At 42.7% G+C, this 23718-nt stretch carries 13 protein-coding genes and 1 tRNA gene; 4 read left to right on the forward strand and 10 right to left on the reverse strand.

Going from position 1 to position 23718, the window contains the following annotated elements; all coding sequences use genetic code 11:
• Positions 1-99 precede the first annotated feature (99 nt).
• Positions 100-4638 (reverse strand): UvrD-helicase domain-containing protein, encoded by a 4539-nt coding sequence (locus I3257_RS04515; protein WP_238048949.1) that lies wholly within the window; start codon positions 4636-4638, stop codon positions 100-102.
• A 241-nt stretch (positions 4639-4879) separates the two neighbouring features.
• On the reverse strand, positions 4880-9358 hold the full coding sequence (locus I3257_RS04520) for an exodeoxyribonuclease V subunit gamma (protein ID WP_238048950.1): 4479 nt from the start codon (positions 9356-9358) through the stop codon (positions 4880-4882).
• Between the two features lie 457 nt (positions 9359-9815).
• Between I3257_RS04520 and I3257_RS04525 the strand changes: the two genes are divergently transcribed.
• The 3 genes from I3257_RS04525 to I3257_RS04535 all read left to right on the forward strand — a co-directional run bounded on the left by I3257_RS04525 (position 9816) and on the right by I3257_RS04535 (position 11347).
• A complete protein-coding gene (locus I3257_RS04525; RefSeq protein ID WP_198330917.1) occupies positions 9816-10337 on the forward strand; it encodes a hypothetical protein in 522 nt (173 codons plus the stop codon).
• A gap of 69 nt (positions 10338-10406) precedes the next feature.
• Positions 10407-11204, forward strand: a complete 798-nt coding sequence (locus tag I3257_RS04530; RefSeq protein WP_238048951.1) for a hypothetical protein — start codon at positions 10407-10409, stop codon at positions 11202-11204.
• Positions 11205-11271: 67 nt separating this feature from the next.
• Positions 11272-11347: transfer RNA gene (locus tag I3257_RS04535), tRNA-Arg, on the forward strand.
• 243 nt (positions 11348-11590) lie between these two features.
• Here the strand turns inward: I3257_RS04535 and I3257_RS04540 are convergent.
• The 6 genes from I3257_RS04540 to I3257_RS04565 form a co-directional block, all read right to left on the reverse strand.
• Positions 11591-13207 carry an NAD(P)/FAD-dependent oxidoreductase gene (locus I3257_RS04540; protein ID WP_238048952.1) on the reverse strand — a complete coding sequence of 539 codons (1617 nt, stop codon included), beginning with the start codon at positions 13205-13207 and terminating at the stop codon, positions 11591-11593.
• Positions 13208-13768: 561 nt separating this feature from the next.
• Positions 13769-15820 carry an ESPR-type extended signal peptide-containing protein gene (locus I3257_RS04545; RefSeq protein ID WP_238048953.1) on the reverse strand — a complete coding sequence of 684 codons (2052 nt, stop codon included), beginning with the start codon at positions 15818-15820 and terminating at the stop codon, positions 13769-13771.
• Between the two features lie 456 nt (positions 15821-16276).
• On the reverse strand, positions 16277-17419 hold the full coding sequence (locus I3257_RS04550) for a M14-type cytosolic carboxypeptidase (protein ID WP_238048954.1): 1143 nt from the start codon (positions 17417-17419) through the stop codon (positions 16277-16279).
• A 314-nt stretch (positions 17420-17733) separates the two neighbouring features.
• Positions 17734-18144: a phospholipase D-like domain-containing protein gene (locus tag I3257_RS04555; protein WP_238048955.1), complete on the reverse strand. Its 411-nt coding sequence runs from the start codon at positions 18142-18144 to the stop codon at positions 17734-17736.
• Between the two features lie 23 nt (positions 18145-18167).
• The gene (locus I3257_RS04560) at positions 18168-18593 is read right to left on the reverse strand and encodes a hypothetical protein (protein WP_238048956.1); all 426 of its coding nucleotides are present in this window, start codon (positions 18591-18593) and stop codon (positions 18168-18170) included.
• Positions 18594-19060: 467 nt separating this feature from the next.
• On the reverse strand, positions 19061-19711 hold the full coding sequence (locus I3257_RS04565) for a glutathione S-transferase (protein WP_238048957.1): 651 nt from the start codon (positions 19709-19711) through the stop codon (positions 19061-19063).
• Between the two features lie 187 nt (positions 19712-19898).
• Between I3257_RS04565 and I3257_RS04570 the strand changes: the two genes are divergently transcribed.
• On the forward strand, positions 19899-20249 hold the full coding sequence (locus I3257_RS04570) for a DUF3817 domain-containing protein (RefSeq protein ID WP_227675982.1): 351 nt from the start codon (positions 19899-19901) through the stop codon (positions 20247-20249).
• Between the two features lie 154 nt (positions 20250-20403).
• On the opposite strand, the gene fhuB is transcribed toward I3257_RS04570, so the two are convergent.
• Together fhuB and I3257_RS04580 are read right to left on the reverse strand one after the other, a co-directional pair.
• Positions 20404-22572, reverse strand: a complete 2169-nt coding sequence (fhuB, locus tag I3257_RS04575; RefSeq protein WP_238048958.1) for a Fe(3+)-hydroxamate ABC transporter permease FhuB — start codon at positions 22570-22572, stop codon at positions 20404-20406.
• On the reverse strand, positions 22569-23588 hold the full coding sequence (locus tag I3257_RS04580) for an ABC transporter substrate-binding protein (RefSeq protein WP_238048959.1): 1020 nt from the start codon (positions 23586-23588) through the stop codon (positions 22569-22571). Before I3257_RS04580 ends, fhuB begins: the two co-directional genes overlap by 4 nt.
• Positions 23589-23718 lie beyond the last annotated feature (130 nt).

A 23718-nucleotide genomic window follows, 5' to 3' on the forward strand; every position in this document is an offset into this window, starting at 1 on the left:
TGGCTCTCGCTTGTGCCTATATCTGGCTGAAATTATGAATGTTCAACACGCCCTAATCGATATCATGTTTTTTAGCATTTAATCATTACTTATAGCCTACTAGTCGGGTATGCCAAACAACGCATCCAAACCTTTAATAAAATCGATTGGAATATCCCAAGTCACTAGTCCATAGCGATCGTTGTGCATTGAGTGGCTATTATCAGCCTCTTTAACATCTTGTGATAGATCATCAGCTATTTGAGAATTGGGATCATACACACCTCGTAAAAAAACATACTCCACAGCGCCTAAATACTTATCTTCATTGCCTGCATAATCAGGTATTCTCATTGAAAGGAATCGATGTAAAGCTACTTGATAAATCGCTGCTTGTAGCCAGTACCCTGCCTTGGACATTGCTTGCTTAAGTGTATCTTCATTATAATCGCTTAGGCTATTTCCTAGAAAGTTGCTTTTATAATCGACAACGTAATACTTGCCAGCATGTTCGTACACTAAGTCAATTTCGCCACGCAGATAACGATACAAATGTGCTTTATTTTGCGGAATAAGAGTGACGTGTTTGTCCATCTCATTAGGGAGATATTGTTGGAAGAGTTTAGTGATATCCTGTACTTTAAATTTCTCTGACAACCCCATATTGAACTCTAACTCAGAAAACCGCTGACCTGCATTAAGAGAGTTTAATGGTTGATTGGAGGCCAATAGCGGCGCATGTAGCACCTCTTCAATCCAATTGATTAGTGCCTCATGCTTGGTAGCATCTATTGAAGCAAGATCAAGTGAACCAGTATTAAATGAACCGTCATCGCCTTGCTCTTGCTTCTTCGCTTGTGATCGACGGCTTTGCTGCTCAGCGCTACTATAAACTAGAGGCAGTTGATAGCTGTTGATAGCTCTATCGATAACCTGAGACCACTGCACTTTATTGCTGAAATCAATTTTTTCAAATATCTCATGCAAAAACGTACCCGCATTAGCACCTTTAACAAAGGTAAAGCGGATATCATCTTCTAGCTTGAGGCTTAGTTCACTGTCTTTTTCGAGAGACTCTTTGCTATTAAGTGAATGGAGATCTGAAACTGAAGACTCTGTCATATCGATGTCTATCGCATCATCAATACGCTCATCCACTATCGCCATTGCTTGTGTAGATTCATCGAGCTGACGAGCCAAAGCGGTAAAGCTGGTCTTAGCCCAGCCATAAAAATAATTGGTCTTCATGACCTCTGAAAAAAGCGCGTACTCAATAGTCTCTGTGGCAAGCTTATGAGCACTTGATTTGGTAGTGGCAAGTTTGGTGTCACTCGTCAAGCTTGTTAATTTAGCATCTTTGTTGGCATAATTGTTGTCGTAGAATTCATTAATCTTATGGCCTCTGAGCATGCCTATGGTACCTTTGAGTCTATCAGGTAACTGATACTCAGCTAGCTGAGGTTTTTGTATATCAAACCAATTAAATACAGGCTTACGCTCCATTTCTTTAGAATTATTAGGATCACTTAATACGATATACAGTTGCTCACTGGCTCGAGTAAATGCGACATAAGCTAATCTTTTTCTCTCATCAAGGTTCTCTTCAGTCTCTAATTCAGCATAATAATCGATATTTTGTACTGTCCCTTTGACAGGAGAAAACCTACGTTGATTACTATTAGCTTTATCTACATCGGTTGAATATATGTCTGAGTCAACACTATATAAATATAGCCCATATTTTTCACGATCTCCTGCCTTGTGACTAGCAGATCCCATGCCCAGCACATAGACAATAGGAAACTCGAGCCCTTTGGACTTATGAATGGTCATCAGCTGTACACCAGACTCTGTCGGTAGCGGATATTGCTTAGCCCAATCACTATTGGGCGCTGCATCTATATTTTGTCTAAACCAAGCCAGTAGCTCATGCTCACCCATACCTAGGCCATACTGTGCCAAGATATCCATCACATGACGCAAATCCATGATATGACGATCGCCTTCTGGATGAGCCGCTAGCGCTTGCCAAACGCCTTGCGGCTGTATGGGATTTTTATCTAACAAGTAATGCAATGCCGACAAGATGCCAAAGTGCTGCCATCGTTGTGCGCCTTCTTTTAAATAAGTAATAAAATCTTGATAACTTTTTTTATTATCAGTAGCCTCATTAACTGAGGTATCCTTCGAATTAGAGTTGTGTGAATGGGCGCTTGTGGTACTGCTGCTATCAGTAACTCCTGACTCATGATCCGTCATCATGGCTTTGATGTTTTTAATACTCAGTCCATATAGATGACTGGTCAACACCCGATTAATCATGTCATGACGATACGGATATAGCATGGCACTCAGCAGCGCCGCCACATCTTCTGCCATGATGGTTTCAAAGATACTGACATCACTGGTAGTCAAGGTCGGTACATTAAGCTTAACCAACTCATCCTCAACCCGTTTTAAGTCTTTCTTAGTACGTGCCAGCACGCCGATATCACTGGGCTGGATCGGTTTACCTTTCAGCGTCTGATCACTACTAAGCAAAGTCGCAATATGACGCGCTGTGATTTCATGCTCATCGTACTCAAGCTCTTTGTCTTTATCATAAGGTAAGTGTAAGACGCTCACTGGCTGGGCAGAGAGCACCTCATTCACTAAAGTAGTGCTGTGAGCGTCTGGTTCATTAAACCAAGACAGCTGATTTTCTGGTTTTGCCGCTTTGATATGCTGGTAATAAATACCTGCGCCTAATTGAGCTAATTTGTTCTCGCCAGTGGTTACATCAGCCATGCCGAACCAACAGTTTAGGGCATTAATCACACCAGCATTTGAGCGGCGGTTAATATCGAGCGTCCAAAGCGTGCTTTTATCAAATTGAGCTTTCATGTAGTTATAGTTGGCCACATCGCCACCACGAAACCCATAAATAGCCTGCTTGGGATCGCCAACCAATAATAAAAATTCATGGCTGGCTTTTTTAGTAGCTGACTGTTTAGCATTATCAGCAACCTTGCCCTTTTTCTTTGGCAAATAGATACTTTCAATCATAATGGCTTGCGCGCCATTGATATCTTGTGATTCATCAATCAGAGCGACTGGATAATGATGACGAATATAACGTGCCAGCTTCTCTCCTTGACGACCAGTTAATGCTTGGTTTAGACGTACCATTTGCAGGCTAAAGGTCGTCTCACCACGCTCTTCCAAAATAATGGGTAGCCTGTCACGTACCGCCAACACGACATGACGATTAAGATTGGCTAAGACCAATAAAATATGCTGATTTAACCCTTCGACCATATCTAAGAGCACCATTAATTTACTAATGGTTTCTAGCTCAAAAAGTGTCTGATGCTCTTTTTCTCTATCTTTGTTGAAGTTTTTAATTTTGCCATCTTCATTTGGATATCTCGCATCCTGCAAAGATGTCAGAATCTTATGTTCACGCTCGTTCAAATGGCTGTTAAATGCTAGCTGATATTGCGCTACCTTTTGATGGACATCTACAAGAGCATCAAAATGATTGGTTAAATTAGAATTTCCACGAAATCCTTGAGACTTTCTATAATCAGGGTTTAAATAAGGCTGAATGTCTGCTAAATCTAATTGGGCAAACTCATAAATTAATTTCTCATACGCAGTAAAGTCAAAACCTTGCTCTAGCTTTATCTCATCAATCGGTGCTGAAATAAAGTTAAGCGAGCGAGTCACATATTTTTTATGATCACTCACGGCAGTCAGCTTACCTTGCTGATCCATAAGCGCATACAGTTTAGGCTGCTCATGATGCAAGCGGCTTTGAAACTGACGCAGCTCATCATGAATAATACTATCTGTCACCTGCTCGATACTGCTCTCTTCGATAATAGCCATACCTTGCTGATGACCTGTCTCGCTACTGTACTCCTTCAGCCATTTTTGTGCCAAGCTATCGAGCGTACCCACAAACAGTTTATCCAACGTGGTTAAAACCAGTGCGGTACGCCTGATAGCTTCCGTCATTGGATAGCTGTACACGTGATCCAGCAAATAACCGATGAGATGCAGGTTAATGGGATCTTGCATGATGCCATCCAAGCGCACATATTTAGCCTGTGCTACCAACCAGTCTTCACGGTCTTTTTTTGCTTGCGCACGCTTTGTGGCAGCAGCTTGCTTATCAGTAGCAAGGTCTTGGTTTAACTCATCAGCGCCTATCTCAGTATTTAAATCCGTACTTGATTGTTTGCCCTCTTGTTTATCCTTATCGCTTTCAGGCATCACCTGCAATATATTGGGATACAAAGCCTCCTTATTACTGATGTCAGCACTTAAACTGTTGACCCACTGCAATAATTGATAAAAATCCACCAAACGATCATGAATACGCTGACGCATCTCAGCGGCAGCGGCTCGCGTAAAGGTAGTAGCAATAATTTGCTCTGGCGCACGTCGTGCTTCAATTAGCAGGCGCAATACAATGCCTGTTAGCGTCCAAGTTTTACCAGTACCAGCAGACGCTTCAATCAGGTGCTTGCCCGTTAGGTCAACATCAACTGCTGGTATCACATCAGCCTTACGCTCACTCATAGGATCTGAGTGAGGCTCATCTGAGTATTCATCAAATAAATGTGGCTGTGTAGAAAGTTCAATGATATTGGTTAGATCAGTCAAGTCTGTCATATGGGCGCATACTTTTAATTATTATTTATTAAATCAAGAGAGCAGAAATCGATTATTCTAAATGACTAGGGCGTGTCTTCATTTCAAAAATGGCGATAAAAATGAGATAAATTGCCGTCAAACAAGAAAAATAGCGTAGATAATATCGGGATATTAACCAGCTATTTGACGATGTTTGGCAATATTTATCCATTTTTAGCCCATTTAGATGACTATTGAGTGAATTGAAGACACGCCCTAATTAGCCATCTAAGTCAATTAACGCAGTAAACATCGGCTCGTACAATGGTCGCGCCAAGGTGGTCAACGCCCCTAACAAAGCTTTAAATGCATCTTGATCACGTAATACGTACTGCCAAATGGCGTGCTGCGAGCAAGTATCATATACTGTGTCTGTATGATAGCCAGACCGTAACCAATCTGAAAAGTCTGCTCGTTTTGGCCAATAACTACTGCCTTCACTTTCTTCAGCTTTTAGGTACTTATCAAGATAATTGAGTGCATATTCAGGCAATAAAGTAATAGGCACTTGCCCAGATAGCTTGGAAAAAATCGCCCATTTTATCAGCTCAATCACAGCGTCTTCATAGACAATGGGGCTTAGTTTAAATGCGATTACTTTGTCATATTTTTTGACTTGTGAGCTGGGCTTATTAAAGCGCCAAATACTCACGCCATCATTTAATGCCGCTTGCTCGGCAGTGGTACGTCTGGCCACTTGCCAATACAAATGTGATAACCAAAACTTGAGTAAATGCCTAGGACTGGCAGAATTGGGCAATATATTTAACCACTGCTTGGGTGATTGCTGAGCATAAGGCATGCCCGCCTGAATAATTGATATGGGTGCTAATATAGGTACTGAGCCTTTGATCTTAATGACTTTTGGCAACAGCTTAAGCAGTGTTTCCATACCTGTCTGGTCTTTTGAATCGTTATCAATGTTACTCAGTATATTGTTTAGCTCTATCTGAACAGGATGCTCGGCAGTTGGCGTCAATAGCTGTAATACTGTGGCACTGTCTGCTCCACCTTCATCAAGAATGCTGCTTTCATCAAAGCCATTTGCAATTAATTGCTCTTTAAATTCCACGCATTGTTGTTGTAGTTTCTTTTGTTGATTGGGTAATGTAGTTTGGCGAGCGACACCAGCGGGCATAATTTTTTGATACATCAGGATTGGAGTGGAACTTTCAGCAGTTGTATCACCGCCATTGGCCTTATTCTCATCGGCGACCAATTGCTTAATCAAATGATCTTTGATTTGATAGGTAGTCAAACTGTCTAAAAATAATGGCTCTTGATGTGATAGTGCTTCTTCACCTTGCACCACATGCACCTTCTGAGACCGTAAGAACGCTTTGGCAGGATGGCGCACTTGATAAGCCAATACCCCTTCAACATCTATCTCCCCAATATTAAATACGCTATCAGATAAAGCTTGGGTGAGCACCTGAGTCATATCACTGATATTGCTAGTATCAACAACGACCTCTAATGCCAACAGTTCAACCAATGCAGACAAGGTTTGATTGTCTACTTGACCTAACTGACCCAAGCCTTGACCAAGTATTTGAGCCATTGCTTCGTACTGTGTCTTTGTGGGCAAGCCAACCAACTGTACCTGCTCACTAGACACTCTGCCCTTTAGTGTATTAAATACAGCTTGCCAAAGCGGCGCAGGCGGAAACTGTTTTTTCTGAGCCAATTTAGTTTTACGCATGGCTGTATTCAATAAAGCATCCAGCTCATCAATCGTATTGACAGGGCTGGAATCCTGAGCATTGATATTAATGTTGGCATTAGCATTGTCATCAATATCAGAAGACGCTTGCTCAGAAACATTCGTACCTTCAATTTCTGTTTCAAACAGACTCTCATGAAAAGGCAGAGCAGGATGCTCAGTCACCAACCACTGCTTAATCAATTTTGGTAAGTAGCGCTTGAGACTTTCGGTGGTGGGATCAATATTCTCAGGTAATGTCGCCAGCGAGTTCACCTGCCATTGCACTTCACCTTGCAAGAACTGTAGCAATTCGCTTACTGGGTTGGCTGGCAGGTGCTCATGAGTGTCCGTCAGGCTTTGACCATTGTAGAACATCCAACAAGCACTACGTGCGCACAGCATGGCATCTAAAAATGCGCCATTATCATCATCTTCACTGACTCTGTCGCCGCGACGTGAATTAGTCGCTTTCATCAAATCATAGCGGTTATCACGGTCACGCCCAGGGAACTCTGAGAGATCCATATTTAGCATGACCACCAACTCAAAAGGCACGTTTCTTAGTGCACCGAATCGACCAAAGGTAATCACACCTGTCGGTTCCGCACTGACTTGCTGACTTTCAAGCTCGTTTTCGATACTGTCTAGCATAAAGCTTAGCTTGAGCGGCAATTGCTCCACACCTGCCAGCCTTTGCTCTACTTCTCTGTTGTCGATATCACCACTAGCGTACTGTCTATAGTGACGATTGGCTCGCAAGCTCGATTTAAAGCCATTCATTGCGTTGTAAATAGCGCGCATGGTACGCGTTTGGTCCACGTCGCCAAAGTAGCGATGGATAACTTGTGTCTCAATCTGATCGAGCCAGTCTTCCGCTTTCATTTTTTGTGTATGATCATCACGACGTGCGACCAAGCCAGTATAAATGCGGCAAAGCGCTTCAACAATCAACGCATCATTTAGGCTCACTTGTGGTAGCGGTAAGGTCATTTCTGGCAACGCAGTGCTTGGCCATTCATCTTCATTTAGAGCATATAAGCAATCACTCAACTCAGCTTCTGGCATGACCAGACCTAGGGTCAATCTGTCTAACGCTTGAGCAAAGCTAAAGCGATAGTCGTAATCATTACTATCCAACGTTTGCTTAAGATGCAGCTCGTCAAAACCGCGAATAAAGCCCGCCTCTACCAATAAATCACAGCCACGGCTCATTTGCTCATGAGTCAGTCCAAAGCTTTCAAACAAGGGCGGCAACATCAACCAGTCTAAGACTTCAGCTGCTTCAAAACGGGCGCTATGGCTGCCTAATAATTTATAAAAACCAATAATCGCTTCCCATAACTGACGAATATCGGCATCGACAACACCAGTTACCTTAGCAGGCAAAGTCAGACCATCTTGACCTCTGCCACTGACAAAGATAGAGCCAATCAGTGCATGATGACGCTCAACATCGGGTAGCAACACAACAATATCGGATATGTGGCGTTTTTTCTCACCAGATTTGATAGGCTCATTTAGCCAACGACCAATCATGATACGCAGCACTTCAAGTTGACGCTGCAAACTATGACATGAGTGAATGCTTAGGCTATTGTCTTGCGAAGAGATTGCCCAAAAACGGTCTTTCTCAAAGCGCTTCTTCTCCAACGCCTCATCGTCATACCAAGCCGTTGCTTGCTTATCCTCATCGAGGCTTGGCGCTATCTGCTGACTCACTGCTTGCGAGACCGTAGCAGCCGTTGCTTGCTGGGTCGATTGCTCATCAAGCATCAGCACATCGTTCTGCAAACGTCGTAATAAACTTGGGCTATGTTGTGCATCTTGAGCACTGAAATCATCATAAATACTCTCATCTGCACCACTATCAAAATTATCTTGCCATTCAACCAGTGCATCGTCGTATTGCTCATTACCTGAAAGATTGGCAAGCATCGCAAAAGCATCGCGCGACTGTTTGCCCAAACATGATAGCAAGCTATGACCATAATCACGCAAAAACACACTCTCAGGGTTAATAATCTGTTGGCGCTGTAACCATGATTTATCGACGATATCTGCCCAAAACAGCTTTGATGGGTTATAATGCAATAGCGTGATATTCATGTATTTTGACAAGCGCTGTAAAAAATCAAGCTCGGTCTGTGGCAGTTGCTGAATGGTAAAAATGCGCAGTACTTTGGGCAACTGAACACGCTCATTCGCCTTATTATCTTTCAAAGCCGACCAGAAGACGTCTTCAAGTGCCACACGGTGTAGATGAACGTCAGCAAACAAATGCGACCACAAAAATCGTTGCGCAGCCTCTAACTCAACATAATGCTCAACCAACCATTCAGGCGTGCCGCGCGCATATTTATCAAAACGCAATGACAATGCATCTTTATCTGCGATCAATTCATCTACATTCAGTGGTTTATTGTGCGACCATAGCGCCAGCCAATCCTCACGGTGTGTTAAGTATCGGTTAAACACTCTTGCCAAATCGCTTGCCAGCTGCCAGATACGGGCGTCTTGTTGTGACTTGTCCTTTATAATGTCCTGTCGCACATTGTCTTGATGAGTATCTACCTGCAGCTCATCAATCAAAGATGCTAGTAATGGATTAACCGGATGTTTTTCATCTGCAACAATCGCCTCTTGATAGTAGGTCAAATACCCAAACAATCGCCACTGCATCACCGTTGGTGACAACACCGCCACTTCTGGCACATTTAGGGTTGCCGCTTCTGGATTCTGCTCTAACAAATACGCGTTATGGCAGGTTAATACATCCTGCATGAGCGTCCACTGGTACTGACCCCAAAACTTAGTACGTACCAACGTACTAATACCAGCACGGCTAGCAATGGTTTTGTCCAACCAATCGCCCAATACCATTGAGGGCACAATGACAATAAAAGGCTCAAAAACAGGTTGATCCTTAGACTGATATTGCACAAGCAGTTGATCAACAAGGTTTTCGGTACGGTGCGATTGAATAATGGTAAACATAGAGGATAATCTGATTGAAGTTATAATATGAGTGATAGTGTGATGTAGACGGTCGTGAATGCCTGAAATGGAATAGCATTTGCGTTAACTTTCTAATGTATATTGGTGGCTGCTAAGGAATACCACGAAGGATACTCACCAATCTATGTTTCGCGGTCGTTACTACAATGTATTTCTGATAGCATGGCTGTCATAAACATGATGCAAATGACAACAATGATTAACTATCATTGCATCATCAGTGATTATTTATAACAATCATAAAATAGGCTGCTGATTAGTGTGCCATCGATAGCTATCGTTTACTAGTATATGTGCCACTATTATAATATCTTACGACAGATAGTGTCGCATTGATAAGTCTCATATTTATGAATAGAGAAGTCAGTGCTGCTGTCAGATCAATTGCTGTAATTTTTATGTCCATAACCCTTTTTTAACGGAATAACTTAATACTATGCCCTTGCGTCCCATTGATGCCATTTTCGTTCATCCTAAACGACGTCTATATGTTGTATACTATCGCGGTGAATTGTGGCAATTGCCACGTATGAAAATTGACGACAGATCGTGGCAAAACAGACAGCCCTATACTGATGATAGTCGCTCGCTTTATTTGAGCATCCATCAAGCCATTAACGACCCCATACTTGCACAAAAACTGCGAACATTGAATCTGCCTGTCGCGGTGCGTGGGAGCACACTGCCACGCTTTGAAGCATGGTGGGAAGCCCATGGTTTTGAATGGCTTAAAGACAAGCTTACGATGGGCGAATCGCCATTGGCTGCACACCAAATAAAAGCCATTGACAATGATGTTACCTCCCCTTCAAACGATCAACCTGTGCTATCCAATCAAAATAGTACAATTAGTCATAAGAATACTAGCGAGAAAAAACTTTTACCTGATTCAGAAACCGATGTTTTTGCAGATATGCTGGCGGACTTAGCAGATGAAGTGTTGCACCAACAGCTTTAAAAATAATACGTCACTCACCGCATTTTATGTAAACTTGACACAAACCCATTAAGAGAAGAGCAGTAACATATGAGAGACTACAAGCTGCTACTGGCTGGACTAATTTTACTGCTGCTGATAATCTTTATTGCAATCTTTACGTGGTTATGGAGCAGTAACCGTAAAAATATAGATCCCCTACCGATCATGGCAAATGCAAATGAGTCGTCAGCCACCACTCAAGACGAGGTAAATACCCTCACCGACAGTACGCTGTATATAAAGGCAGAAGAGGATTTACAAGCACCCTTGGACGATATCATCGTTAGCTTCGAATCTCGTTATCCTCATGTGCAGGTTGTGCCAAGTTATGTACCCGCCAGCGACCTCTTAACATTATCAAACGCCAATCCTAACCATGATAAACGCTCAGAATTAGGCGCTGATATAGACATGATCATCGCTAACGACAGTCTATCTGTAGACCGTCTGACACCGTTACAAGCAGAGCTAAAAGCGGCTCAAAATAAAATAAACCAAGACAAAGAAAATATCAGCAATACTGATGATAAAAAAGTAGATACTGCTGAGACTGGTGCCATTGAGACTGACAATGCAGAGGCACGTACCCTAAATTCTTTCAGCTATGCACTGAGAGGCAAGCAAGCGCTTGAAGGGATTATTTTGACAGAGAATACTGCTGCTATTAACTTCCGTAATTTTTTACTTTCGAGTACCGGACAAGATATATTAGAAAAGTACGATTATTATAATATCGAAGGTTATAAAAACAGTGTAAATGACTTGTTTAATCCAACATCACGTGCACAAGAAGCAGCAAATGCCAACACTGTGAATGTCGCTGACGCCTTGAGTAATGGCAAGTAATGATAAAATCTTTATATTTTGTTGATTGCTTTTATGAGCGATTTTTCCTACAATGTTATTCCAAAATGCGCCTATAGCTCAACAGGATAGAGCAGTTGCCTCCTAAGCGATCGATCGGGGTTCGAGTCCCTGTGGGCGCACCAACAAACATTGTCAAAAGTAATCAAAAGACCTCACAACCTACCAGTTGCGGGGTTTTTTAATATATTAGCATATCGCATCATAACATTGCATAACTTACGATACATTTTCATACAGCATACCTGCAAAACACAAAAAAGCCTTTCAAGCTTTATACTTAATAGCTTGAAAGGCTTTTTCGATCGCATATTTTTATCTAGGTAGGCGTTTTAATATTAGGATTTGCTTACCGTTTAGAGCCGCTCTTACTCTAGGTTCAACATCGATTTTGCCACGGCTTCTGCCACTTTAATGCCATCAATTCCTGCTGATAATATGCCACCTGCGTAGCCAGCACCCTCGCCTGCTGGGAATAAGCCTTTGGTGTTAATGCTTTGGAATTCTTTATTACGTTTAATACTGATTGGTGACGATGTTCTGGTTTCTACGCCAGTTAATAAGCCATCATCAGATGAAAATCCTTTGATTTTTCTATTAAACGCTGGAATGGCTTCACGTATGGCATCCACGGCAAAGTCAGGTAACGCTTTGCTTAAGTCGGTTAAGGTAATGCCCGGTGTGTAAGACGGTTTTACATCGCCCAATTCTGAGTCTGGTTTGCCTTTTAAGAAATCACCAATGGTTTGCGCTGGTGCACTGTAGTCTTTGCCGCCTAATTCAAACGCTAAAGTTTCTAGTTGTCTTTGTAATTCGATACCAGCAAGAGGATGGTTTGGGTAATCTCGCTCTGGGTCGATGCCTACCACAATAGCACTGTTGGCGTTACGCTCATTTCTTGAATATTGGCTCATGCCGTTAGTGACAACACGGCCTTCTTCTGATGCTGCGGCAACCACGGTTCCACCTGGACACATACAAAAGCTATAAACAGAACGACCATTTTTACAATGATGAACCAGTTTGTAATCCGCAGCGCCAAGTATTTCGTTTCCAGCATTGTCACCAAAGCGTGCTTGGTCTATGGTTGACTGTTTATGTTCAATCCTAAAGCCAATCGAAAAAGGTTTTGCTTCAATATACACGCCTTTATCATGAATCATTTGGAAGGTGTCACGAGCGCTATGACCAACAGCAAGAATAACATGGCTAGTTTTTAAGGTTTCGCCAGTATTAAGTGTCACGCCTGTTACTTTTGAGTCAGTGATGTGCAAGTCGTCTACGCGGGTAGCAAAACGAACTTCCCCACCAAGCTCTATGATCTCGGCACGCATTTTTTCTACCATGGTGACTAATTTATAAGTACCTATGTGCGGTTTACTGACAAATAAAATCTCATCTGGTGCACCAGCTTTTACAAATTCAGTCATGACTTTACGGCCATAATGATTTGGATCTTTTACTTGGCTATACAGTTTTCCGTCAGAGAAGGTACCCGCTCCGCCTTCACCGAATTGTACGTTAGATTCTGTGTTTAATTTACGCTGACGCCAAAAACCAAAGGTGTCTTTGGTGCGTTGTCTGACTTCATTACCACGTTCAATGATAATGGGTTTAAAACCCATTTGAGCAAGGGTGAGTCCTGCTAATAAACCACAAGGTCCAAAACCAATAACAACAGGACGCTCAGTTAAATCTTTTGGCGCCTCACCTACATATTTGTAGCTGGTGTCTGGTGTTGCTTTGACATGGTTATCTGACTCAAATTGAACCAGTAAATCATTGGTCAAATCCGAGTCGGTCAGTGTAATGTCTAGCGTATAAATTAATTGGATATTTCTTTTATTACGAGCATCATAACCACGTTTAAACATCACAAATGACGCCATTTGCTCAGCAGAGATTTTAAGTTTTGTCGTTATAGCCGTCGTTAGATCTGCAGGTGCATGATTTAATGGCAATTTAATTTCAGTTAAACGTATCATTGGTTACTCATAAACTCGTGTAGAAAACAGTCTCGCATTTTACTGGTACTGGTACAAATAAGCGAATAAATATTTTACTTACGCAGGGTGAATTTATGGTTTCTTCAGCATAGATCAGCATCCTATTATAAAAACTAAATGTCAGACTTCACCCCAAGATAGCTACCAAGCCTAATGGCTAACGTGCTTTAGCCAAAAACAAAACTTACTTTTAGTTGAGTTAACATCATTTAGTACGTTTGCTTCTTAATTTCCTTCTGTTCACACTTTCTGAACTCAAAAAAACATCGCTTCTGATGTCATCATTTTTTATACCGCTTTAGCATTTTTTAACTAGTGCGTGTCCTCAATCCAATCGATTATTCTCTAAATAGATTAAAAAATGGCTAAATTTTGCTAAACATAGTCAAATAACTTATCAATATCTGGATATTATTTGCGGTACTTTCCTTGTTTGACTACCCTTTATCTCATTTTTATCACCACTTTTAAACGGAGGACACATCCTAGAAAAAAAGGACAAATTAATGTCCTTTTTCTGGCTTTTGGTTTACTCAATGCTTACCAGCTAAAGCCCATACCCATGCCACCAGAGTTCTCATCTTTTGTGAAAGCACCACCGAGACTAAAGCTGGTATTGGGATTAATGACACGCTGATATCCTAAGGAAACCGCTTGCTCAGAACCCTGAAAACCTGCGCCCACGCCTATACGGTTCTTACCTTGTAGACCTGACGTGCTGGTTGCCATGTTTAACATCGCAGCACTCATCGCACCTTGACGATCAAAACGATCATCAATTTCCTTAAAACGCTGTCCATTGTCTTGCAGATAATTGTGAATAGAGTCATTTAGAGCATTAAATTTAGTATCAGTATAAGTGTTCGAGGTTTCGATAGCGCTTGTTTTTGCGTCTTGTAACTGACTGACATTGACTGCGTCATTATCAGCGGTACCATTAGCAACATTGATAATCTGACGCTGGTTAAGATCCGAACCAACCGACACTGTGTTTTCACGGTTAGAGCTAGAGTCATTGCCGAGTACCACGGCGTTTTTTGCAGTAGTATTGACATTATTACCGAGCACAAAAGTATTGTCGCCAGACACGGTATTATTATTGCCCATACTATAGCTGTTATTGCCACTGACCGTACTTGGATCGCCAATCGCACCTGAATGATTTCCAGTCACTTTATTACCAGTGCCAATGCTGATAGCTTGCTCGCCGATTGCTTGAGCACCATCTCCCATTGCAATAGATTGCTTGCCCTGCGCCGCCGCGTTAGCGCCTAAAGCCATTGCGTTGTCTCCACTAGCAATCGCTTCTGCAGACGTACCACCATTGATGCTTAGGTATTTATGCTGTGCAGCAATGTCCTGTTTAACGATTAGCACCTGATCATTTGTATAACTTTGTGACAATGCTAGAGTCTCGGTGGCTTTGCCATCGGTGTAGCCTTTCGATGCGGTTAAAGTCTCGGTTGCTTTGCCGTCGGTATAACCTTTGGAGGCGGTCAAAGTCTCGGTTGCTTTGTCGTCGGTATAACCTTTCGATGCAGTCAAAGTCTCGGTTGCTTTGTCGTCGGTATAGCCTTTGGAGGCAGTTAAAGTCTCGGTTGCTTTGTCGTCGGTATATCGTTTATTTACCGCATCTGTATCATTTGTTGCATCTGCCACGTTAGTGATACGTTTTTCGAAACCCTTGCTACCAACTGAAATCGTATCTCTTTCATCTGCAATGGAGAAACTACCGATGGCGGTTGCGCCTGTCGCAGTTGCTTGGCTATTACTGCCAAACACGCTGCTGTCTGTACCTGATGCGGTATTCTGATAACCAACTGCAACACTGTAGTCACCCTCTGATGTATTTTCAAAACCGATGGCACTACTGTCTTCACCTGATGCTGTATTATTATAACCGACGGCACTGCTATTTACATTCGAGGCGGTATTTTTATAGCCAATTGCACTGCTATTTATGTTCGATGCCGTGTTGTTATAACCAAATGCACTACTATAACCCTCTGAGGCGATATTATTAGATCCTATCGCACTGCTATTGATACGCGATGCGGTATTGTTATAACCAACGGCACTACTGTACTCAACTGAAGCTTCATTATTAGCGCCTAACGCACTACTATAATCACCTGATGCTGCATTAGTATAACCAACCGCACTGCTATAACTACCCGAGGACTTATTGAAAAACCCCACTGCATTGCTAGAGTTACCTGTTGCTTCATTTGCATAACCTAGCGCACTAGTCGCTTCATTTGAAGCTTTATTGTCAATACCTAAGGCACTACTATTAATACCGCCTGCTGCATTATTTATTCCACAGGCTAGTGCAATTGCACCTCTTGCCGTACTTCCTCCAGAAACAGGATCCGTTACGCATACCACGCCTGCCCACACTGTCGAACCACTGATCGCTGCGATACTGAAGGCAAGCCCTTTTAGGGTCAACATCTTATAGTCATTTGAGCGAGCTATTTGGGCGATAGTGCCAGTCGTGCCGCTGGTCTTACCAGCGCTCTTAGCATTTTCAGATACCACCACTATACAACCTAGTGATTGACTCCAAATCTTTTTAAATACTTTATTCATAGCTCGATCCATAAGTCCAAAAACTAATCGTCGATAAAATCAAGGCTATCTATGTCACTTACTATGCCACTTACATTAACCATGCTCATAAATGACAACTGTCATTTATTAAAGCACAAAGCTAACATACCTGTATATTTATATTAAAGGATATTTAATCTTCAGGGCTGTCTTAGATAAGCAAAATAATCTGGGATAGTTTGATGGGAAAAGAGCGTTATGAGCAAAATTCGCCCACCCAAACGCTCACTGCACAGTGAGTATAACGATTGTTATATCGATAAGAGTGAGCGCGTCTGGTAGGATTGCAAGTGCCGTTATGGCACTCGCAAGGTCTGGCAGCAGATCAACCTGATGGCGTATCTAAGGAAATTTGGAATGGCATAGAGAGTGTTGAACAAGTAACCCTTGAGTGGATGGACTGATTTCATAACCCAAACAATCCACCTAAATGATTCACTCACGTAAATCATCCACGACCGCCAACATAGCCACTAATGAGGCTTCCCCTAATTTCATAGAGCGCTCTGGTGACCAACCCGTATCCGCATCGGGGACATTATTGTTGTCTATAAATGGCATCTCCAAGGTATTGGCAAGGCAGTCAAAACGTTCGGCAACCCAGTGAGTGGCAAGCGTCATGTTCGCAGTACCCGGTGCATCAACGTCATAGCCCTCTTCCATCTGAAAGTCGGCACTGGCGATCTTTAACACTTCTGAGAATCTATCGCGTAGACGTGCGAGGCGGTCACTATAATTTGGTGTACCCTGCGAGCCAGCAAGGAACACAAAAGGTATTTCTTCATCACCGTGTACATCATAAAACAGGTCAACACCCGTCTCTTCCATTTTATTAATGACATGAAAGACTTCTGGGCTGGTTTCCAAACTTGGATTTGACCAAGCACGGTTTAGGTTAGTCCCAACTGCATTAGTACGCAGATGCCCGCGCACGCTGCCATCTGGGTTCATATTGGGCACGATGTAAAAGTTAGCTTTATCTAATAATAATTTACCCGTGGCATTATCACCATCTAACAGGCTATGCAGTAGTCCATCGACCAACCATTCAGCCATCGTTTCACCAGGATGTTGACGTGCCGTAATCCAAATATTGCGTTTAGGCGCATCGCTATTGCTAGCGCCATCACTAATTTTAACTAAGGTTAAGTCGCGCTTATCAAGGGTCTCCCCTAAATGCTCTAACGTCACTAATGGATGCATTTGCACCGCTGCTAATAAATCTTGATGACGCTCATCACTGTAAGGGGCAAAAAACGCAATTTGAATGGTTTCACATTCCAACTCTGCCGTTATGGTTAGTTTGCCGCCTTTATAAGAGGTTGGCAGACGAAACCAATAGTCGCGATCGTACGACGCCACCGCTTGGTAATTCTCCCACCCTGCAGGGAATGCCGCATCCCCTGCATTCATAATATTGAGCACATATTGCTCGCCAACCTGACCTGTCAGGCGAAAATTAAACCACTGAAAAAACTCGCCACCGACGTCCGGACGAATAGCCAATTGGATATTTTTTTTATCTTCTAAATTAATAACATCAATATTACCAGCATCGAAATTAGCAGTGATATGCATAAATTTCCCTTAATTGTTTTTTAGATATCTTAGTGAGTATTTGTAAAGTACCTGAGCATAAACGATTAAAAACAAGCAGGATAGAGACGCTAACAAATCATCTTAAAAAATAGTAAAAATAATTATTAATAGTTGTAGCACCGCTGCTTTTGTTAATTAAAAGAACGTAAAAACATTCCAAGCACTATGACAGACATAGCATTAGCCAATTTTTTATATTTATCACATTACTGAATGAATGTGCCAGATATTGGATATTATAGCTGATAATCCTATATAGTACTGCTCATCATATATAGTACTATTTTCTATAGCTACAAAAGCCACTCAACTGGTAACCACCCTACTATCGTTAAGATAATGTTACGCAGGGCACTTTGTCCAGGCTCCGAGACGCTCATCGATCCAGTATAGGAATCGATCCAGACAAGCCTTCCATTACGCTGCTCTACTCGCCAAGTAAGACCAACTATGCCCTCGTCAAATGCTTTGTGCAGTTTCTGTGCCATCTGTTCACTGTGGATCATTAAACCCATTTCAGTATTGAGAGCAGCCGAACGGGGGTCAAAATTGAACGAGCCAATAAAAATGCGCTTTCCATCTACCGCAAAGGTTTTCGCGTGAAGACTGGCTTTTGACGATCTGAACGCTCCTAGATGGTCAGCGTGTACACCAGACGCAGCTTGGCTACGTAGCTCAAAAAGGCTGACGCCATTTTCAAGCATGGCCTTGCTTTGTTGTTATTTTATTAGCTAGCGAGCTGAAGCTTTTTTACGTTACCCATAAGTGCGCCAAGATTTTTCTCAAGTTTACTTTTTTCTAGCTTCATTCTAACGACAACCTTAATAATCTCATCTGCTATCTCCTTATTGCCTTCAGCCACTGCCTGCTGCAATGCTAGGCCTTCACGCATAATAGCAACCCTTAAAGGCTCGATCTTATAAATAATACGGTTGATAGATTTATGCAGATCCGACTGTCTATAGCACTCTTTTACCTTAGATGATTTATATAAGAGACTGTTTTTATCACTTTTTGCGCGGGCTAACGTCTCGATATAATCAGCCGCTATCTTGTCAGCATAATCATCTTGAATACCAATCTCTAAAATATTTTTTACTAATATGATATCGATTTTTTCTAATTCAGTCTCTTTAATGGCACTTTTTAACATTTCAAACAGTCCTTCGTAAATGTTGGGATTAGGGATGAATTAAGTGGTTATCGCATATAAAAAGCAAAGCCATCGGCGTCACTATAATTAGCACGTGGATTCGTTGTTTGCCCACTCTTATATTCACACTCGTATAAAAGTTACTTTCACAACCATGCCAATCAATTCGTAATTGAGGTCACTCAAGAATATTTATATAATGATACACTTATGTTCATTCTAACCTAGGAGTACAAGTGTACACAATAGGCATTCAACCCTTTTGATATAAAGGTTATGAAAAGCGGCTATCAAACCACCATAGATTGATATTTATTTTGAGAATAGTACTGTTGAGGTCTATCAAGATAGTGAGGGTAAACAGCTCCCTCATTATTAGGAATTGTTTAATGACGCGTGGATTCTTGCTAGACATATCTAAAATAGATTGATGAAATATTTACAAAGCAATGAATGAGCTACTTTTGCTAAGAAGGGAAAATCAATGGCTCATCGCCATCTTGCCAAGGTTGAAACTTGGTCATGGCTTGTATGAATAATGGATGCGCTAGCCAGTTTTTTAGCCATATTTGCAGTTTAGGATAAGGCAAACTGTAAAAAACGTCGCGATCTACATGAGCAAATTGGCGGACAAATGGCATAATACCGATATCGGCAATGGTCACACTGTCTCCTAGCAAATAAGTATTTTTAGTAAGCAGTGCTTCTAAAATCTGTAGAAATGCTTCACCTTTTTGCCGATATTCTGTTTGAGTCATTTCAAGATAACGGTCAGCATATTTATAGCGATCTAACCAATGCTTAAACTCCTGATCGTTTTGCTCAATTAACGTATTACCTTGATGCAAAGTCTTAGGGTTCAACAGCTCTTGTGGATCTTGCTGTTCAAGCGCCCACTCCATTATGTCCCGACTCTCTTCAATCACAACACCATCAGCGAGCTGTAAAACTGGCACGGTGCCTTTTGGGCTAATCGCTAGCATTTTCGCAGGTTTGTTTTTTAAGGTGATCTCCCGTAGCTCTACTGGCAAATCGGCAAACAACAGGCCAAGACGCGCGCGCATGGCATAAGGACAGCGACGAAAAGAGTAAAGACAAGAAAGGGAGTAAGCAGTCATATATTTTTTCACAGTTAAAACGAGATCAGCAGCCTTAGAGTCACTAACATCAAGAGTCATTTAGTTTCGTTACTGATCTCTATTAAGGGTTGGTAAAATTAATACTTCAAAGCATTGAACAAAGCCAGTATCATAGCGATATTGAAAAACCCTTACCTTATTTATTATAAAACAAAAGGAAGATATAGTGTCGCAGGCTCAGACAACTATCACAGAAACACCTCATCTCACAAAAGATCAGAACTCTGTATTAAAGATTCTTACGATCATGGGTTATTTAGAAGGTACGTCCTTCTTATTATTACTTTGCATCGCCATGCCGCTAAAATATATGATGGGTATTGCAGAAGCGGTCACCTACATAGGGATGGCTCATGGCGGCTTGTTCATTGCGTATATTTTAATGCTGTTGATAGCCACCACCAAAATCAAAATGCCGCTTTGGGCGATGCCAGCAGGGGTACTCGGATCCTTTTTGCCCCTTGGTCCGTTTATATTCGATCATTTATTAAAAAAGAGCTTGAATAAAAAAGTTTAAAACCCCTTAAAAGTAATGTCAAATGACTTACTGAATATGACGAACATTGGTGATTTGAAGATATAGCGCTATTTAAGCGCTGGACGGTATGTATTAATGACTGATCATGATGGCTGATTATAGTTATTCGTCAGTCATTAATTTCCCATAAAAACTATCCATTTACTGCGACTGGCACTTTACGAATCAGCCATAAAAAGTACGCACCACCAATGATAGCCGCAATCGTACCCGCAGGCAGCTCATAAGGGAAAATGACATAACGCCCAATCCAGTCTGCTATTACCATCACCCCTGCGCCTAACAAAGCCGCTAATGGCAACTGGCGCTCAAGCCTTACCGCACCGAGTGACGTCGCCAAATGTGGCACCATTAGACCAATAAAGCTCAATGGCCCAACCGCAAGCGTACTGGCAGTACTTAGCGCCGCCACCAGTGCCAATAACGCGAGTGTCACTGGTGTCACTGCCACCCCTAAATTACGAGCGACTCCCGTACCCAAACCAAGCACTCTTAAGGGTTTGATAAGCAGTAAGCTGAGGGTAAATAAAATGAGAGCAATGCCGATAAGATACCACACGGTACTAGGCTGAGCGCTATAAGTGGTTCCCGATAGCCAGCTAAGCATTGCTTCTAGGCGTGGATCGCCAGACAGCTTGACCATGTGCATCACCCCATCCATCATCGCGGCAATACCGATACCGACCAGTAATAGATAGCCAGAGCTTACCTTACGTGCCAGCCAAATAACCAGCAATAATACAGCCATCGCTCCTGATAATCCTGAGATCAACAACGTGCCTGAGCCAGCAGACAGTCCTAAGCTTGGTAGTAGTAAAAACCCTAAGATAACCCCAAGCGCCGCGCCCGAGCTCACACCCAATACTTCTGGACTTGCCATCGGGTTGCGGGTGAGCGTTTGCAATAATACACCAGCGATGGCCAACATCAGACCCGTTGCCGCAGCGCTCAAACTGCGCGGTAGCCGATACTGCTGGGTGATCGCCCAATCGGTACTTAGTCCCCAACCACTGACGTCTTGGACAAAAACACAGGCAAGCATAATTATCATTACCACGCCAATACCCCAGCGCCACCATGCCACAGGTGCATGCTTGCCCGTTAGCATTGGAGTCACTGTTTCTATCCGCTCGCGGCGCTGACGCAAAATCAGCCAAATAATCAGTGGTGCACCGAGAATACCCGTCATCGCCCCTGCTGGAATTTGCATATTTAGTATGGGTTCGAGTAATAAAGCAACATTGCTAGTCAGCCATAAAAGCAGCGCCCCTAAGACAAAGGCTGCAAGCAGACGTTTGCTAATAGAAGCAACCCCCAACGCATTGACCAGACTGGCAGCGCCAAGACCGATAAAACCAATTAAGCCAACTTCGCTAACCACTAAAGCGGTAACAACCGCCACAATAAGCACTACCAATGCACGAATACCGTTAATCGGCACGCCCAAGCGCTTGGCTTGTGAGTCATCGAGACTCATCAAGGTTAATGGTTTTAACAAGGGTAGACAGACAACCGCCATCGCGACGGCCGTTATCGCTAGCATCGTACTGGTATGCCAGCTATTCTGTGCCAAAAATCCCGCCGCCCACGACAGCATACCATTACTACGTTCAGCAAAAAACAACACCAAAACATTGGCAACGGCGGCAAGTAGAATGTTTACCACCAAGCCTGCCAATATTAAAATGAGCGGATTAAAACGACTGGGTGCTGACAATACAAAGACCAGTCCCATACTAATAAGCGCGCCGACAAAGGCCACATAAAGTCCGCCATAAATCGCTAAACTTGGCAAAAACAAGGTCACAATGAGCATGGCCAATTGTGCACCAACACCGACGCCCAATGTGGTGTCTGACGCTAATGGGTTTTTGACCAATTGCTGTAGCAAAATACTGACAACCCCAAGCAGACCACCTGCCAATAGCGCCACTATGCTGGTCGCCACTATATGCAGCTGCGTCGCAAGACTGATAATATCCAATTGCGAGCTTGGAATAAACAAATCACTGATTGGACGTGTCCACTCCTGAGCGATTAATGCCCACGTGCTCCATACTGACAACACCACAAGGATAATCATTACTGCCCAGATGCGCCATGTATCTGCAAATACCGAAGGTGGTTGCCGAGGTGGTTTTGGTGCTGGATTGGGAGGTTTTTGCATAAGCTTGGAGTGTTGCTCTGATGGTGTTTTCAATGTGGGCGACTGAGACGCTGCAAGTGAAGTCATAGGTTTGACATAATCAGTAGTATTATTGGTATGAGAATGATGAGTCTGTGTGGCAGTATTGATAGTCATGATGCTGCCCCACCTTTTAATGTCACTATTGATAAATTATTTGCCAAACCGACCAGTGACGACATGCCACCATAAATCCATATGGGTGGCAGCTCACCCACGCAACGCTCGTCGCCATAGCCTAGACGCTGCCAAACCAAACTGTCTTTAATCTCAGCTCGGGTTATCGGGCTTAAAGGATCGATGATTAATAGGCAGGTCTCATTATCCAATTGAGCCAAGTCGCCCATTCGAATAGGGACAAACCCCCATTGATTGCCTTTGCCTAATACATCCAGCTCTTTGCCCATCTCTTCTAGCACGGGCTGAAACAAACTATTTTTGACATACATGCGCATGTTATTGGCATCAGCAAACTGCACAACGGCAAATCTCTTTACTTTTGGATAGCGCTGCTGCAGACGCTCACTTGCCAGTTTGATATCTGTCTGACTTTTTTTAATATAGCTTTCAGCCAAAGCTGGTTCATCAATTAGCTGTCCCAACTGACGAGTCGGCTCAGTATAATCTGCCCAAGTTGCAGTATCACCTTTAGCGGCGAACATGACCGACTCAGAAGGCACATCTCCATAGAGATTGCGGGCATGCTCATAAAAGAAGTTATCGACGACCAAATCGACAGGCAATTGGGCAACCAATTCCGCATTAGGCTGATAGCGAATGCCCAAATCAATGATTGAGGTTGGCAATTCAGGCGTACCTACCCATCTGTCCCACACCCTCACATCACCCGTCGCTATCGGGGGGTAACCCATGGCGGTCAAGGTTGCCGCATTGCCCCAATCAGGTGAGACTATATTGATGTTAGCGTTATCTGCATTGCCCACTTGAGCGTCTTTTTGTGACGTTATTGGTTGGTGACAGGCCGTCAGCACGGTGGTCAGTGTTAAGCTTGCTATAAGCGCCAACCACTTATATTTACTGATAGTGATATTTGAGCCAGCTTTTATACAAGGTTTTATGAAAGGTTTTATGGCTATTAAAGAGAACAGAGATTTATAAAGAACAGGAAACATAGCGGCCTATCTTTTGCGCGAATAAGAGAAAATAAGAAATGAAAACGATGAGGCAAATACTAGGGCATGCCCTCATTTTAAAAACGGTCATAAAAATTTAACCCTTTTTAGCCTACTTATTCATTTTCGT

It is taken from the genome of Psychrobacter sp. Ps7, assembly GCF_022129225.1.
GTDB lineage: Bacteria > Pseudomonadota > Gammaproteobacteria > Pseudomonadales > Moraxellaceae > Psychrobacter > Psychrobacter immobilis_A.